Source organism: Kitasatospora sp. GAS1066B, from assembly GCF_041262605.1.
Taxonomy (GTDB): Bacteria; Actinomycetota; Actinomycetes; order Streptomycetales; family Streptomycetaceae; genus Kitasatospora.
The window spans coordinates 1-14212 of the sequence record NZ_JBGCCO010000007.1 but is presented as its reverse complement, the minus strand read 5'-3'; the positions used below and the strand labels follow the sequence as shown (position 1 = coordinate 14212).

Below are 14212 nucleotides of genomic sequence, written 5' to 3'. Positions count from 1 at the left end.
CGCCTCGGCCGGGTGATGGGGGAGTGACGGGAAGGGCGGACGGCGCTCCGGCCACCGTTCGCGCGGGGTGAACCCGTTCGGGCAAGGTTCGGGCACCCGAGGAGCGGGTCGGCCGGTGTGTTGCGCAGGGTCCCGGCGGTGGCGGGTGCGTTGATTGGGGTGTGTCCTCAACAGCCGACAAGGGTCCAACCGTCGCCGCCGCCTTGCTTCCCCTGCTCGGCGGGGCCGGCAACATCACCGGCGTCGCCCACTGCATGACCCGCCTGCGGCTCGGCCTGCTCGACCGCTCCACGGTCGACGAGGCGGCGCTCGCCGCGCTGCCGGGGGTGCTGGGCGTGGTCGACGACGAGACGTACCAGATCGTGCTCGGCCCCGGCGTCGGCCTGGTGGCGCAGGCACTCGAGGAACTGGTGGACCAGCAGCTCGCTTCAGCACCGCGAGCTCCGGGCGCAGCGCAGCCGGCTGCCGAGGGGCCGGCCGTGGAGGGGTCGGCTGCCGAGGGGTCGGCTGTCGAGGGGCTGGCCGCGCGGGGGGAGGCCATCCGCCGTGCGGCCCGGCAGCGGAACGGCACGCCCGCCAAGGTGCTGCTGCGTCGGGTCGCCAACGTCTTCGTGCCGCTGGTCCCGGCGCTGATCGGGTCGGGCGTCATCGCGGGCATCGGCGGGCTGCTCACCAGCCTGCACTGGTTGCCCGCGCTGGTGCCCGCCCTGGTGGCGCTCTCCTCCGGCTTCCTCTCGCTGATCGCGGTCTTCGTCGGCTACCAGACGGCCAAGGAGTTCGGCGGCACGCCGATCCTCGGCGGCGCCGCCGCCGGGGTGATCGTCTTCGCCGGGGTCTCCCACGTCTCGGTCTTCGGCCAGCGGCTCACCGCCGGGCAGGGGGGTGTGCTGGGCGCCCTGGGCGCGGCGGCGCTCGCGACCTGGGTGGAGCGGTGGTGCCGCCGGTGGGTGCCCGAGGCACTGGACGCCCTGGTCACGCCGACGCTGACGCTGCTGATCACCGGCCTGGTGACGCTGTTCGGCCTGATGTTCGTCGCCGGGCACCTCTCCGACGCGATCGGCACCTCGGCGACCTGGCTGATGGCCCGGGGCGGCGCCTTCGCCGGTCTGCTGCTGGGCGGTCTCTTCCTGCCCCTGGTGATGGTGGGCCTGCATCAGGCGCTGATCCCGATCCACACCACGCTCATCGAACACGTGGGCTACACGGTGCTGCTGCCGATCCTGGCCATGGCGGGTGCCGGACAGGTCGGTTGCGCGATCGCGGCCTACCTGCGCCTGCCGAACAACGCGCCGATCCGGGCCACCATCAGGTCCGCCCTGCCGACCGGCTTCCTCGGGGTGGGGGAGCCACTGATCTACGGCGTCTCGCTGCCGCTCGGCCGCCCGTTCGTCACCGCGTGCGCCGGTGGGGCGGCCGGTGGCGCGTTCGTCGGACTGTTCAACATGGCGGGCACCGAGGTCGGCTCGACGGCGATCGGCCCCTCGGGCTGGGCGCTGCTCCCGCTGCTCAAGGGCAACCACGGCCTGGGCCGGACCGTGGCGGTCTACGTCGGGGGACTGCTCGTCGGCTACCTGGTGGGGTTCCTGGCCACCTACTTCTTCGGGTTCACCAAGGCGATGCTCGCCGAACTCAACGCGGTGCCCGTCGCCACCCCGGTGCCCGCCGCCACCTCGGTACCCGTCACCGCTTCCACTTCCAGCAAAGGATTGTGAACAAGTTCCCCGGTTCGGCCGGTGGCCTGCTACAGTCGGAGCAGTTGCAGTTGTGGTTCCCATGAACTTTGTGTGCGCCTGCTGGTTCTGACCGCAGGCGCATTTTCTTGTTTCCCGGCTCTTCCCCGGGTGGGTCATCATCGCGGCGACGCGGTCCCGCACATGGCGGGTACCGGTCAGCCTCCTGAAGGAGATTTTTTTATGGCTAATGGCACTGTGAAGTGGTTCAACGCGGAAAAGGGCTTCGGCTTCATTGAGCAGGAGGGTGGCGGTCCTGACGTGTTCGCCCACTACTCGAACATCAACGCCAACGGCTTCCGCGAGCTGCTCGAGGGCCAGAAGGTCGAGTTCGACGTCACGCAGGGCCAGAAGGGCCCGCAGGCCGAGAACATTCGTCCGCTCTAGTTTCACCTGCGCAGGCAGCTGCCACGCAGCAGGGGCCCGCACCGCGTACATGCTCGGTGCGGGCCCCTCGGCATTTGTGCCGGGATCGACTCCGGCCCACTGGGGCCCAGGGTCCCGCCATCGGAGACCAGTCCCGCACGCGAGACGCACCGCGTCGCGTCCGGATCGGCTCGCACGGTTCTGCCGTGCCCGCCCGGCTCCGCACACACTTCCGGCTCGTTCATGCGATCTCCGCGCTGCCTCGCGCCGCGGAGGACTCCTCGTGACGTGCCGCCCCGAGGAAGGCTTCGCCGCATGAACCGTTCCACTCGCTCGTCCGCCCAGAGCGCCAACTCCCGCTCCGGCAAGGGCTCCCGCTCGGGTGCCTCCGGCTACGGCTCCCGCTCGGGCGGCTCGGGTGCCTCCGGCTACGGCGCCGGCTCGGGGTCCCGCTCCGGGGCGCGGTCCGGCGGCGGGCAGCGTTCCTCGGGCTCGACGAGTCGTCAACGTTCTTCGGTCCAGGGCGAGTTCGCCCTTCCCGTCACCGTGACTCCGGCGCTGCCGGCCGTCGAGTCGTTCGATGAGCTGGACCTGCCGCGCGCCCTGCTGGCGACGCTGAGCCGGCAGGGCGTGACCGCGCCGTTCCCGATCCAGGCCGCGACGCTGCCGAACACGCTGGCCGGCCGTGACGTGCTCGGCCGAGGCCGCACCGGCTCGGGCAAGACCCTCGCCTTCGGTCTCTCGTTGCTGGCCCGTACCGCCGGCCAGCGCGCCGAGCCGCGCCGGCCGCTGGCCCTGGTGCTGGTTCCCACCCGGGAGTTGGCGCAGCAGGTCACCGAGGCGCTCACCCCCTACGCCCATGCGGTGCGGCTGCGGCTGGCGACCGTGGTGGGCGGGGTTTCGATCGGCCGTCAGACGGCGGCGCTGAATCGCGGCGCGGAGGTCGTGGTCGCGACCCCCGGGCGGCTGAAGGACCTGATCCAGCGGGGTGACTGCCGGCTGGACGCGGTCGATGTGACGGTGCTGGACGAGGCCGACCAGATGGCGGACCTGGGGTTCATGCCGCAGGTCACCGAACTGCTGGAGCAGGTCGCCGAGGGCGGGCAGACGATGCTCTTCTCCGCCACCTTGGACCGCAACGTCGACAAGCTGGTGCGCCGCTTCCTCAGCGACCCGGTGGTGCACTCGGTGGACCCGACCGCCGCGACGGTCAGCACGATGGAGCACCACCTGCTGCACGTGCAGAGCTACGACAAGCACGCGACGATCGCCCACATCGCCTCGCGCGACGGTGGAGTCATCATGTTCACCGACACCAGGCACGGCGCCGACCGCCTGGTGGACGAACTGCTCGCGAACGGCGTCAAGGCGGCGGCGCTGCACGGCGGCAAGTCGCAGCCGCAGCGCACCCGCACCCTGGAGCAGTTCCGGCAGGGGCAGGTGACCGCGCTGATCGCGACCAACGTCGCCGCCCGCGGCATCCACATCGACGGCCTGGACCTGGTCGTCAACGTGGACCCGCCGAGCGACCACAAGGACTACCTGCACCGCGGTGGGCGCACCGCCCGGGCCGGCGAGTCCGGCACGGTCGTCACGCTGGTGCTGCCCAACCAGCGCCGTGAGATGGCCCGGATGATGGCCACCGCCCAGTTGACCCCCAACTCCGTGAAGGTCCACTCGACGGACGAGGAGCTCGCGCGCATCACCGGCGCGCGGGTGCCCACCGGCGTGGCGGTCGTGGTGCCCGACCCGGTGGTGGAGCGCCCCCGTCGCAGCCCCGGCGCCGGGCGCGGCCGCAGCCGCCGTCCCTACTCCGGCCGCGGCACCGGCGGCACCGGTGGCACGGGTGGCACCGGCGGTGGCCGCAGGTCGGGAGGGGCACGCGTCGGGCTCGCCGCGTAGCAGCGGAGTCCGGGCGGCCCGGTCACCGGTGCGGGTAGGCGGTCACTGGTCCGAGTAGCTGAGATCTCCGACGGTCCAGCTGCTCACGTCGGCGATGGCGACGCGGTACATCCCGCCGGTGTGCGGAAGGCCGTAACTGCCTTGCAGGATCCGCGCGACGTGCAGGTGCAGGTGGGTGGGCGCGCCGGCGGGCTCCGCCGGGTACCCGCCGGCCTCGGCGGCCGCGAACAGCGCGGAGAACGGCTTCAGGTGGTCGGACGCTTCGAGTACCTCGGCGACGCGTTCCCGCCAGAGGCTCTCCGGCGCCAGCCGGCCGGTGATGACCGCGCCCGGCACGACCACGGTGAGGGGCATCTGATTGCTGTGCTCGGACTCCACCATCGCGGCGATGTCGACGAGCAGCCCATCGGGTTTCGACATGTGTCCGAGGATAGTGCCAGCCCGGGTCTGGACTGAAGCCGCTCGAAGGTGCCGCCGCGCCGCCGACTGCTCGTGGACAGTCGGCGGCGGTGCGGGCGGGCGGCTTCAGTCGCGGCGAGCCAGCAGCCGGTAGGCGTTGGACAGGCCGGTCCGGCCCGCCAGCGGGGCGAGCAGGCGGTCGAGCAGGGCTGCGAGCAGCAGCACGGGCGAGGCGGCGAGGAGGAGCGCGCCACGCAGGGCGCGACGCGCTCGCCCCGGTGGCAGGCCCGGTAGCCAGGGCGCGTCCTCATGGGGCGCGAGGGCGTCCAGCAGCAGCCAGCAGGCGGCCAGCAGGTCCACCGGGTCGTGCGGCTCGCGGTGCTGCTCCAGCAGCACGCTGAAGCCCAACTCGCCAAGGCGCCGGCGCAGGTTGGCCGCCGGCATCAGGTGCAGGTGCTGCGGCTGCAGCCAGGGCAGCCACCAGCGCCCCAGCAGGCGGGCGAAGCGCGAGCGCGGGTCCGGGACCTCGATCAGCAGCAGGCCGCCGGGGCGCAGCACCTCGTGGGCGGCGGCCAGCTCCCGGGCCGGTTCGGTGCTGTGCTCCAGGTAGTGGAACATGCTCAGCACGTCGTACTGGCCGGCCAGTTCGGGGGCCAGCGCGGGGAACGAGCCGCGGTGGCCGCGCCGCAGCCGGCCGTGGCGCTCGGCCAACTCGACGCCCTCGCTGAGGTCCAGGCCGTCGAAGGCGGTGTCCGGGAAGAGCTCGCGGGCACTCTCGCAGAAGTGCCCGTGCCCGGTGCCGACGTCCAGCCAGCTGCTCGGCGCGGCCGTGTACGGGGCCACCGACCTGGCGCGGCCGCGGTAGACCGCGGCGCGGGTCCCGAAGACGCCGCCCAGGCGCTGCTCGCCCAGGCCGTCGTAGAAGTCGCGGTAGTAGAACTCCAGCCCCTGATCGGTCAGTCGGGGATTCTGGAAGACGTGCGCGCAGTCCTGGCACTCGTCCAGCACGAACCGCCCCGGCTTGTGCTGCAGCAGGTCGCGGGTGCGCAGGCGGGTGCGCAGCCGGGTGGCGCCGCACCAGGGGCAGTCGGTGCGCCGCGGTGCGAAGAACCGGTCGGTGCCGTCGGCCAGTTCGGCCTGGTAGCCGGGCCGCAGGGCGGCGACCTGGCGGCTGCGGACCGCCGCCTTGCCGGGGGTGGGGCCTGCCTCGGTGGTGGTCAACGGATGCTCCTCTCGGCGGTTCTCGCCACGGTGGCGGCCAGCGACTCCAGCTCGGTGGCGGCGCCGGCCGCGCCGCCGGCGGCATGGAAGGAGGCGCCGACGCGGTGGGCGGCGGTGCGGTGCGCGGGATCGTCGAGCACGGCGTCCAGCGCCTGGCCGAGCCGGACCGCGCTGATCCGGCCGAACCGCACCCGCAGGCCCGCGCCGGCGGCCACCACCTGGCCGGCCACCACCGGCTGGTCGTCGCGGATCGGGGCGACCACCAGCGGCACGCCGTGCCAGAGCGCCTCGCAGACCGTGTTGTGCCCGGCGTGGCAGACCACGGCGGCGGTCCGCCCGAGCAGGCGCAGCTGCGGCACGGACGCCAGGACCAGCAGGTCGGGATCGGGCGCGGGCTCGCCGAGCACCCTGCCGGGGTCGACGATGACGCCCTGCACCCGCTCGGAGCGGGCCCGCAAGGCCTCTTGGCAGACCGTCAGAAACGCGGTGCCCGCATCGGTGTTGGCCGTGCCGAGGGTGACCAGCACCGTCCGCCGGCCCGGGTCCAGCCACTGCCACGGGAAGTCGGGTTCGGCGGGGCGGGACGCCAGCGCCGGGCCGACGAAGCGGATCGGGCCCACCGGGGCCACCGGACCGGCCAGCTCGGGGGTGGTGAAGGCGAGGATCAGGTGCGGGGAGAAGCGCGGATCGACGGTGCTGAGCGGTGCGCCGAGGCGCCCGCGCAACGCGCCCAGCAGGCCGCGGATCCAGGCGTCCACCAGCGGCATCCCGTCCAGCGCGCCGGTGAACTCCGCCGAGGTCGTCGCGGAGGTGACCCACGGCAGCCCGAGCCGCTCGGCGACCAGCGCGCCGGCGACCGCCTGCTGGTCCACCACCAGGACGTCCGGGCGGAAGCGGTCCACCGCCGCCGCCACGTCCGGGGCCATCGCCTCGGCGAGCGGGACCAGGAAGTCCTCCCAGAGGAACTTCAGCGCCCCCGGTCCGCGCAACTCCGGCGGCCGCTGCGCCGCCCCGCCCGGGCCCACCTGCGGCACCGCGCAGGCGAACACCTCGGCGTCGGGGCCCGCGAGCCGGCCGACCAACTCCGGCACGCCCGCCCAGGCGATCGCGTGCCCGCGGGCCGCCAGCTCGGCGGCCACCCCGACGGCCGGGTTGAGGTGGCCGACCAGCGGCGGGACGACGAAGAGGAACCTGGTCACCGCAGGCTCCGTTCGGGCTCGCCGTGCAGCGCCACACCCTGCTCCCGCAGCCAGGAGAAGGCGAGCTCGCGCATCACCTCGGGGGCCTCGACCAGCACGGAGTGCTCCTGACCTGCCACGAAGGTGCTCCGGCAGTCGGCCAACAGCCCGTCCAGCCAGCTGGCTTGGTCGGCCAGGTCGGACTCCGTACCGTAGACGGCGAGCACCGGGCAGCGGATCGCGCGCAGTTCGGCGGCGGTGGGCAGCCGGCTGGCCGGGATGTCCCGGGCCAGCGAGGTGCCGGCCAGCAGCGCGCCGGCCGCGCGGGCCAACCTGGCGGTGTGCGCGCCGCGTTGCTCGGCGACCCAGGCCAGCGTCCGCTCCTCGGCCAGGTGTTGCTCGGCCTTGCGCAGGATGCCGTCCAGCTTGGCCGCCCAGGCCTCGGAGGCCGGCTCGGACTCGATCGCCAGGATGCTCGCCACCTGTGCCGGGCGCCGGGCCGCGAGGCCGAACGCGACCGTGCCGCCGAAGGAGTTGCCGATCAGGTGGACGGGGCCGGTCGGCGCCAGCCGGTCCAGCAGCGCCTCCATATCGCCGACGAACTGCTCCAGCCGGTAGCCGGCCGGCGGCCGTCCGGACCGGCCGTGGCCCCGGTGGTCGTACATCAGCACCTCCACCCCGGCGGCCGACAGCGCGGGGGCCAGCGTGAAGTAGTAGCTCGCCAGGCTGTCGGTGAGCAGCCCGTGCACCAGGACGGCGGTCGCGGTGACCGGCCGGCCGTCCGGCGGGGCGAGTCGCTGCACGTGGCAGCGCAGCCCGTTGAGGTCGACGAAGGCCACGTCAGCTCCGCTCGGCGGTCTGCAGCCGGTCCACCACGTGGCTCACCAGCCGGCCGACGGTGAGGCCGATGATCTCCTCCAGATCCATGCCGGCGATGAACTCGGCGAAGTTGATCCGCTCGCCCCAGCGCTCCTGGAGCTGCCCGGCCAGCGTCACCAGGTCGATGCTCTCCAGTTCGAGGTCGTCGGTGAACCGGGACTCCATGGTGACCTCGGCCTCGTTCAGGCCGTAGTCCGCCAGCACGACGGCCAGCATGGCGGTGATCTCGGCGAGGACCTCCGGCTCGGTGGGTGGGCGCAGGTCCACGCGCTGCTCGCTGCTGGTCATTGTGGTGCTGTCCTCTCGTCAAGGTCGTCCGTGTCGAGGTCGTCGGCCGTCGTCCAGGCCACGACGTAGCCGCGCTTCGGCAGGTCGGGTGGGCTGCTCAGGTCGGTGCAGCGCAGCCGGTGCAGGTACGGTCCGTCCGGGCCGTCGACCGCCACCAGCAGGGTGGTGGGCGCCGCCTCGATCACGGCGAAGTCGCGCGGTCGGCCCCGCAGGCCGGTGCCCTGCGCCTTGGCCGCGGCCTCCTTGGCCGCCCAGAACCGGGCGAACCAGAGCGAGTCGGTGCCGCCGTAGGTCTTCTGACAGTCCGTCAGAAGAGCCAGCTCGGCCGGGCCGAGGGCAACCTCCAGGGTCCCGGCGGGGCGCTCGGTGACCTCCTCCAGGTCGATGCCGGCGCCCGGTCCGCCGCCTGGCCGGGCCGGGCGGACCAGGGCCACAGCCGCCTCGGCCCGGTGCGCGAGCGACACGTCCAGCTCCGGGAGGGTGTGGCCGTGCAGCCCGGACACCCGGGGCCGCCCCGCGGGGTCGTTGAGCACCTCGATCTCGGCGGGGAAGACCGGTCCCTCGCCCTGGGCCCAGAGCCACCGGCGCACCGCGTCCTTGACCGCGATCCGGCCCAGCAGCCAGGCCCGGCGCCCGCGCGGCGGCTGTTGCTCGTAGCGGGTCCGTTCGGCCGAGCCCAGGTGGTTGCGCATGATCAGGTCGCGGGAGGCGAGGTCCGGCCAGCGCTCGTGCAGCAGCATCCAATCGCCGGGCTGCGGCGCGGAAAGCGTGTTGCGGTCGACGAACCGCTCGACCGGGCGGGTCTCGGGGTGACTGTCGAACCGGCGGTCCTGCCAGCCGCGCACCTCCGCCCAGAGGGTGTCGCCCGCCCGCAGCTGCACATCGGCCTCGAGGACGCTGTCGGTCAGGCGGGTGACGCGGATGTGGCAGTGCAGCTCGGTGCCCGGTCGCGGCGCCGGCCCGTAGAAGCGCAGCTCCCGCATCCCGACCGGGAAGACGACGGTCCGCTCGGTGCGGGTCGCCATGATCCAGTAGCCGAGCAGTTGGCCGACGTTGTCCAGCAGCGCGCCGGGGGCGGCCGGTGCCGTGATCACGCCGCGCACGTGTGCCTCGCCGAGCGCGGTCAGCTCGGTCAGGCCCTGGAATGCCGGCCCGTGGAACATCCAGCGCTCGGCGTAGAGGCCGGCCGCCGTCAGCTCCGGCACCCGCTCGGGGTCCCGTTCCACCGGCCAGGGCGCCGGCGGCTCGGCATGACGGTCCGTCAATTCGACGGTGCCGCCGGCAAAGTTGCCGAAGGCGGCGGCGAGGCGGCCGGGGCCCGCGTCCTGGAGGGTGATCTCGATGTCGATCGGGGTGGCGGCCGGCACCCACTGGCCGAACCGCAAGTCATGGACGGCACCGGCCAGCTGTCCTGGCCTGGCCCGTTCGGCCGCGTCCATCAGGTGCTGCACGATCGTGGTGGCGGGGACCACGGGCCAGCGGTCCGCCAAGTCGGGCCAGCCGGGGCGCTGGCGGAAGAAGCAGTGGTCGAGCAGGTAGGGCATGGTGTCCAGACAGACGCGTAGGGTGCTGCCGGCCGGCGGTGGCGCGGGGGCGACCGGAACGGTGCCGGGCGTCCCCGCGAGGGCTGCCGGCTCGCTGCCGGGCGGCGTGGCGCGCTCGGCCGACGGCCGTCCCGCACCGATCAGTTCGGCGGCTGCCTGCTCGGTCTCCCGCAGCAGCGCGTCGAGTTCGGCCGCCAACGGGAAGCGGTCGGCCAGTGCGGCCAGCCCCGGATCGCGGGCGGGCGCGGCGGTGGCCCGTGGTATCTGACTCCGCGTCAGTTCGGCTCGCAGTGCGGTCCGGACGGCCGGGTCCAGCGAGATGAGCGCCCCGCCCAGGTCCAGCGGCACCGCCGGATGCGCGCGTTCGGCCGCCGACGCCCGGTCGCGCCCGGGCAGCAGCGCCGCCGTGTCCGGCTCGGCGCCCTCCACCCAGAGCGCCGCGGCCACCCGGCGCAGCTGCGCCAGCCCGTCGCGGTGCGGGGAGTTGGCCGCGATCGCCAGGTGCTCGCGCTCGCCCAGCGTGTCGCCCACCAGCGAGGCCAGCTGCCCGGTGCCGACCTGGACGAAGGCCCGGAAACCGGCCGCGTACATCGCCTCGACCAGCGGCCGGAACCGCACCGGCTCCAGCAGGTGCCGGACGAACAGCGCGCGCACCTCGGCCTCGGTCGCCGGGAACGGCGAGGCGGTGGTGCCGGACCAGACGGGCACGGTCGCCCGGTGCAGCTCGAAACGGTCGGCGGCCTGCCGGATCGGGTCGAGATAGGGGGCCAGCATCGGGGTGTGGAACCCGGACTGGAACGGCAGCACCTGGCCCAGCACGCCGCGGTCGCGGAACCAGTGCACCAGGCGGGTGACCGGCTGCTCGGGGCCGCAGACGATCGACTGCTGCGGGGCGTTGTCGTGCGACAGGACCACCTCGGACATGCCCTCGACGCTGGCCAGCGCGTCCAGCACCCGCTCGGCGGGGGCGCCGAGCGCGGCGAAGGCCAGCCCCGGCACGCGCAGCGAGTCCGGGTCGAAGGCCGCCAGGAACGTGTCCACGGACGCGCCCGAGTACAGCCCGCCGGTGATCATGGCGGTCCACTCGCCCACGCTGTGCCCGGCCACGCCGTGCGGCCGGACGCCGACCCGGCGCAGCGCCGCGTCGAGCAGCCGCCCGACGGCGACCACACCGACACCGTGCCGCCCGATGTCGTCCACCGCGGCCTGCTGTGCGGCCGGCGGGCGGGCCAGGCCGAAGTGGTCGGCGACGTCGTCGACCCGGGGCTGGAACTCGCCCTCCAGCCCTGGGAAGAGGAACGCGATCCGGCCCGCGGCCCCGGGTCCGAGCTGCGGCTGCGGCGTGAACCAGACATCGCCGCGCCCGCGCCAGGACCGGCCCCGGGCCACCGCGCGGCGGGCCAGCGCCAGCCGCTTGGCCGTCGGGTCGGCGATCGCCACCCGCCGGCGCGGCGCGTCCCGGGCCGGCTCCGGGTGGCCCGCGCCCAGCAGCGCCGCGTCGTCGGCCGCCAGCAGTTCGGCCAGCTGCTCGGGCCCGTCGGCGGCCAGGTACAGCACTCGCTCGGGCTCGGTCACCGTGGCCCGAGAGGTCGGCAGGGCGACCGGCGAGCCCGGCGCCTGTTCCAGTACCACATGGGCGTTGATGCCGCCGAAGCCGAACGCGTTCACCCCCGCCCGGCGCGGTGGCCCGCCCGGGACGCTCTCCCAGGGCCGGGCGGCGTCGATGGTGCGAAAGCGGGTGCCGGCCAGCGCCGGGTGCGGGTCGTCGCAGTGCAGCGTGGGGAGCAGCACGCCGTGGTGCACGGCGAGTGCCGCCTTGACCAGACCGGCCACGCCGGCGGCCGGCATGGTGTGGCCGATCATGGACTTCACCGAGCCGAGCACCGCCCGCTCGCCCTCGCCGGCCGGGCCGAACACCTCGGCCAGGGTGGCGAGTTCGGCGGCGTCCCCGGCGGGGGTCGCGGTGCCGTGGGCCTCCAGCAGGCCCAGCGCCCCGGGTGCGGCCGGGTCCAGTCCGGCGGCTCGCCAGGCCGCCCGCACGGCCCGGCTCTGGCCACCCGGGTCCGGATTGGCCAGCCCCGCCGTGCGCCCGTCGCTGGCCACCCCGGTGCCGCGGATCACCGCGTACACCCGGTCGCCGTCGCGCTCGGCGTCGGCGAGCCGTTTGAGCACCACCACGCCGGTGCCCTCGCCGATCAGCAGGCCGTCGGCGCCCCGGTGGAACGGGCGGATCCGCTGGCTGGGCGAGAGCGCCCGCAGCTGGGCGAAGACGCTCCACAGCGTGACGTCGTGGCAGTGGTGCACCCCGCCGGCCAGCACCACATCGCAGCGCCCGGTGGCCAGTTCGCCCACCGCCTGGTCCACGGCGACCAGTGAGGAGGCGCAGGCGGCGTCCACCGTGTAGGCGGGGCCGCGCAGGTCGAGGCGGTTGGCCAGCCGGGAGGCGGCCAGGTTGGGCACCAGGCCGATCGCCGCCTCCGGCCGGTCCGGGCCCAGCTGATCGGTGACCGCCCGTCGCACCCGGATGAGTTGATTGTCCGTCAGTTCAGGCAGCAGCTCGCCGAGGGTGCGCACCAGCTGGTGCGCGCTGCGGACCCGCTGGTCGAGCCGGACCAGGCCCGGCGTCAGGTACCCGCCCCGGCCCAGGATCACCCCGACCCGCTCGCGGTCCGCGAGCCGGTCCGGGCCGCCCGCGTCCTCGATCGCGGCGGCGGCGACCTGCAGCGCGATCAGCTGGTCCGGCTCGGCGCCGGACACCGAGCTGGGCATGATGCCGAACCGGGTCGGCTGCACCGCCACCGAGCCGTCCAGGAAGCCGCCGCGCCGGCAGTAGAGCCGGTCGGGGTCCCCGGGCCCGGCGGCCGCCGCCGGGTCGTAGTACTCCGGGTCCCAACGCCCCTCGGGCACCTCGGTGATCGCGTCGACACCGCCGAGCAGGTTGCGCCAGTAGCTCGCCAGGTCCGGCGCGCCGGGCAGCAGCACCGCCATGCCGACCACGGCCACCGGCGGACGGTTCGTCAGATCGGTCACCGGCGCCGTCACCAGCCCGACGCGGTGTAGACCACGGACCGGGTCTGCTCCGCGCCCCAGGCGAGCTCGCGCAGCAGCGCCAGGGTGCCCGCCCCCGGGTCGATCAGCCGCACGCCCCGGCGGACGTAGTCGTGCGCCAACTCCGGTGAGACCATGCCGCCGTGCGCGCCCGAGGGTGCCCACGGACCCCAGTGCACGGTGAGCGCCCGGCACCCGGTGCGTCGCGCCCAGCGGTCGCCCAGCTCCTCCAACGCGTCGTTGGCCGCCGCGTAGTCGGCCTGGCCGCGGTTGCCCAGCGCCGCGGCGATGCTGCCGAACAGCACCGTGAACCGCGGCCCCTCCGGCAGTGCGGCCAGCGCGTCCAGCAGGGCCCGGGCGCCGTCGGCCTTGGTGGCGAAGACCCGGCGGAAGGACTCCGGGTCCTTCTCGGCCAGCACCTTGTCCTCGATCACGCCCGCCGCGTAGACGACCCCGTCCAGCCGGCCGTACTCGGCGTACACCTCCTTGACCGCCTGGCGCAGCGCCGCCGGATCGGCGGCGTCCACCGCCCGGTAGCGGGCCGGTGAGCCGAGCGCCGAGAGTTCCTCCAGCGTCGCCGCGACCTCGCGCGCGGCCAGCAGCCGGGAAGCGGCGGCGTCGACCTCGGGCAGCGGCACGCCCTGGCGGGCGAGCACGGCCCGCAGTGCGCCACGGTCGCGTGCCGCGGCCGTCAGCGGGTCCTCGGGGCCCTCGGGCGGCGCGGTGCGGCCCAGCAGTTCCAGGCGGCACCGGCCGGCCGCGGCCAGGCCGGCCGCGAACCGCGCGGTGATCCCGCGAGCCCCGCCGACCAGCAGGACCACGGCGTCCTGGTCCAGCCCCAGCGCCGCGGCCTCCGCCACGCCGTCGCCGGCCGGACCGGCGCCCGTGCTGCCCAGCAGCCCGAGGCCGGACTCCGCCAGGGTCAGGCCCTGGCGCCCGGCCGCACCGTGCAGCACCACCGGCTCGTGGTCGGCGGCCAGCAGCTCGCCGAGCAGCGCGTCGGCCGCCCGCGCCGGGTCCGCCGGATCCAGCTCGACCAGCCGGACCGTGGTGTCGGGGTACTCGCGGGCCAGGGTGCGGAACAGCCCGCGCAGCCCGTCCGCCCGGCCACTGTCCGTTCCGCCACTGTCTGTTCGGCCGCTGTCCGGGTGCGCCGCCGAGCGTGCGGCGAGTAGCCAGCGGGGCGCGCCGGCCAGCGCGGCCTGCAGTGCGGGCACGCAGCCCGGCAGCACGGGCGCGCCGTCCGTGGCGAGCGGGTCGAGCAGCAGGACGCCGTCCACCGGCCCGTCCGCCGCCGACAGCCGGTGCGCGGCGTCCACGGCCAGCACCCGCGCGTCGTGCGCGGCCAGCCGTGCGGTCAGCGCCTCGGCCAGGCCGTGGCCGTCGTCGCCGAGCAGCGCGAAGCGCTTGCCGGCCAGGGCCGCCGGGGTCGCGGTGACCTCGGCCAGCGGTGTGAGCGCGAACTCCAGGCGCAGCGGCTCGTGTCCCACCACGGCTGACGCATCGTCAGGCACCGTGCCGGCGACCGGTTCCGGTGCGGGCGTGGGGCTGCCGAGCTGGGCGGTGAGCCAGTCGGTGATGGCGGCGGCGGTGCGGGCGCGGGTGAGTTCTTCGATCTGGTCGTCGGTGAGTTGGCCGAGTTCGGCGGTGTCGCCGA

At 74.8% G+C, this 14212-nt stretch carries 10 protein-coding genes; 3 read left to right on the top strand and 7 right to left on the bottom strand.

The window, feature by feature from the left end; genetic code table 11:
- Positions 1-161 precede the first annotated feature (161 nt).
- From ABH937_RS09310 to ABH937_RS09300, 3 genes are all read left to right on the top strand, one after another.
- Positions 162-1712, top strand: coding sequence for a PTS transporter subunit EIIC (locus ABH937_RS09310; protein WP_280689411.1), 1551 nt, complete (start codon positions 162-164; stop codon positions 1710-1712).
- A gap of 201 nt (positions 1713-1913) precedes the next feature.
- Entirely contained in the window at positions 1914-2117 is a 204-nt protein-coding gene (locus ABH937_RS09305) for a cold-shock protein (RefSeq protein ID WP_030918248.1), read from the top strand.
- 294 nt (positions 2118-2411) lie between these two features.
- Positions 2412-3998, top strand: a complete 1587-nt coding sequence (locus tag ABH937_RS09300) for a DEAD/DEAH box helicase (protein WP_370217867.1) — start codon at positions 2412-2414, stop codon at positions 3996-3998.
- A 42-nt stretch (positions 3999-4040) separates the two neighbouring features.
- On the opposite strand, the gene ABH937_RS09295 is transcribed toward ABH937_RS09300, so the two are convergent.
- The 7 genes from ABH937_RS09295 to ABH937_RS09265 all read right to left on the bottom strand — a co-directional run.
- Positions 4041-4418, bottom strand: coding sequence for a hypothetical protein (locus ABH937_RS09295; RefSeq protein ID WP_280689413.1), 378 nt, complete (start codon positions 4416-4418; stop codon positions 4041-4043).
- A gap of 105 nt (positions 4419-4523) precedes the next feature.
- Positions 4524-5618, bottom strand: a complete 1095-nt coding sequence (locus tag ABH937_RS09290; RefSeq protein WP_280689414.1) for a class I SAM-dependent methyltransferase — start codon at positions 5616-5618, stop codon at positions 4524-4526.
- Positions 5615-6817: a glycosyltransferase gene (locus tag ABH937_RS09285; RefSeq protein WP_280689415.1), complete on the bottom strand. Its 1203-nt coding sequence runs from the start codon at positions 6815-6817 to the stop codon at positions 5615-5617. Before ABH937_RS09285 ends, ABH937_RS09290 begins: the two co-directional genes overlap by 4 nt.
- The gene (locus tag ABH937_RS09280; protein ID WP_280689416.1) at positions 6814-7635 is read right to left on the bottom strand and encodes an alpha/beta fold hydrolase; all 822 of its coding nucleotides are present in this window, start codon (positions 7633-7635) and stop codon (positions 6814-6816) included. Before ABH937_RS09280 ends, ABH937_RS09285 begins: the two co-directional genes overlap by 4 nt.
- Position 7636: 1 nt before the next feature.
- Positions 7637-7963: an acyl carrier protein gene (locus ABH937_RS09275; protein ID WP_370217865.1), complete on the bottom strand. Its 327-nt coding sequence runs from the start codon at positions 7961-7963 to the stop codon at positions 7637-7639.
- The gene (locus ABH937_RS09270) at positions 7960-12537 is read right to left on the bottom strand and encodes a beta-ketoacyl synthase N-terminal-like domain-containing protein (protein WP_370217864.1); all 4578 of its coding nucleotides are present in this window, start codon (positions 12535-12537) and stop codon (positions 7960-7962) included. Before ABH937_RS09270 ends, ABH937_RS09275 begins: the two co-directional genes overlap by 4 nt.
- A gap of 8 nt (positions 12538-12545) precedes the next feature.
- Positions 12546-14212 (bottom strand): SDR family NAD(P)-dependent oxidoreductase (locus tag ABH937_RS09265; RefSeq protein ID WP_370217863.1); only part of this gene is annotated, 1667 nt, incomplete at its 5' end.

Excerpts from the sequence above, each read along its gene's own strand:
- ABH937_RS09305 (WP_030918248.1), top strand. The coding sequence starts at position 1,914 with ATGGCTAATGGCACTGTGAAGTGGTTCAACGCGGAAAAGGGCTTCGGC.
- ABH937_RS09300 (WP_370217867.1), top strand. The coding sequence starts at position 2,412 with ATGAACCGTTCCACTCGCTCGTCCGCCCAGAGCGCCAACTCCCGCTCC.
- ABH937_RS09295 (WP_280689413.1), bottom strand. The coding sequence starts at position 4,418 with ATGTCGAAACCCGATGGGCTGCTCGTCGACATCGCCGCGATGGTGGAG.
- ABH937_RS09275 (WP_370217865.1), bottom strand. The coding sequence starts at position 7,963 with ATGACCAGCAGCGAGCAGCGCGTGGACCTGCGCCCACCCACCGAGCCG.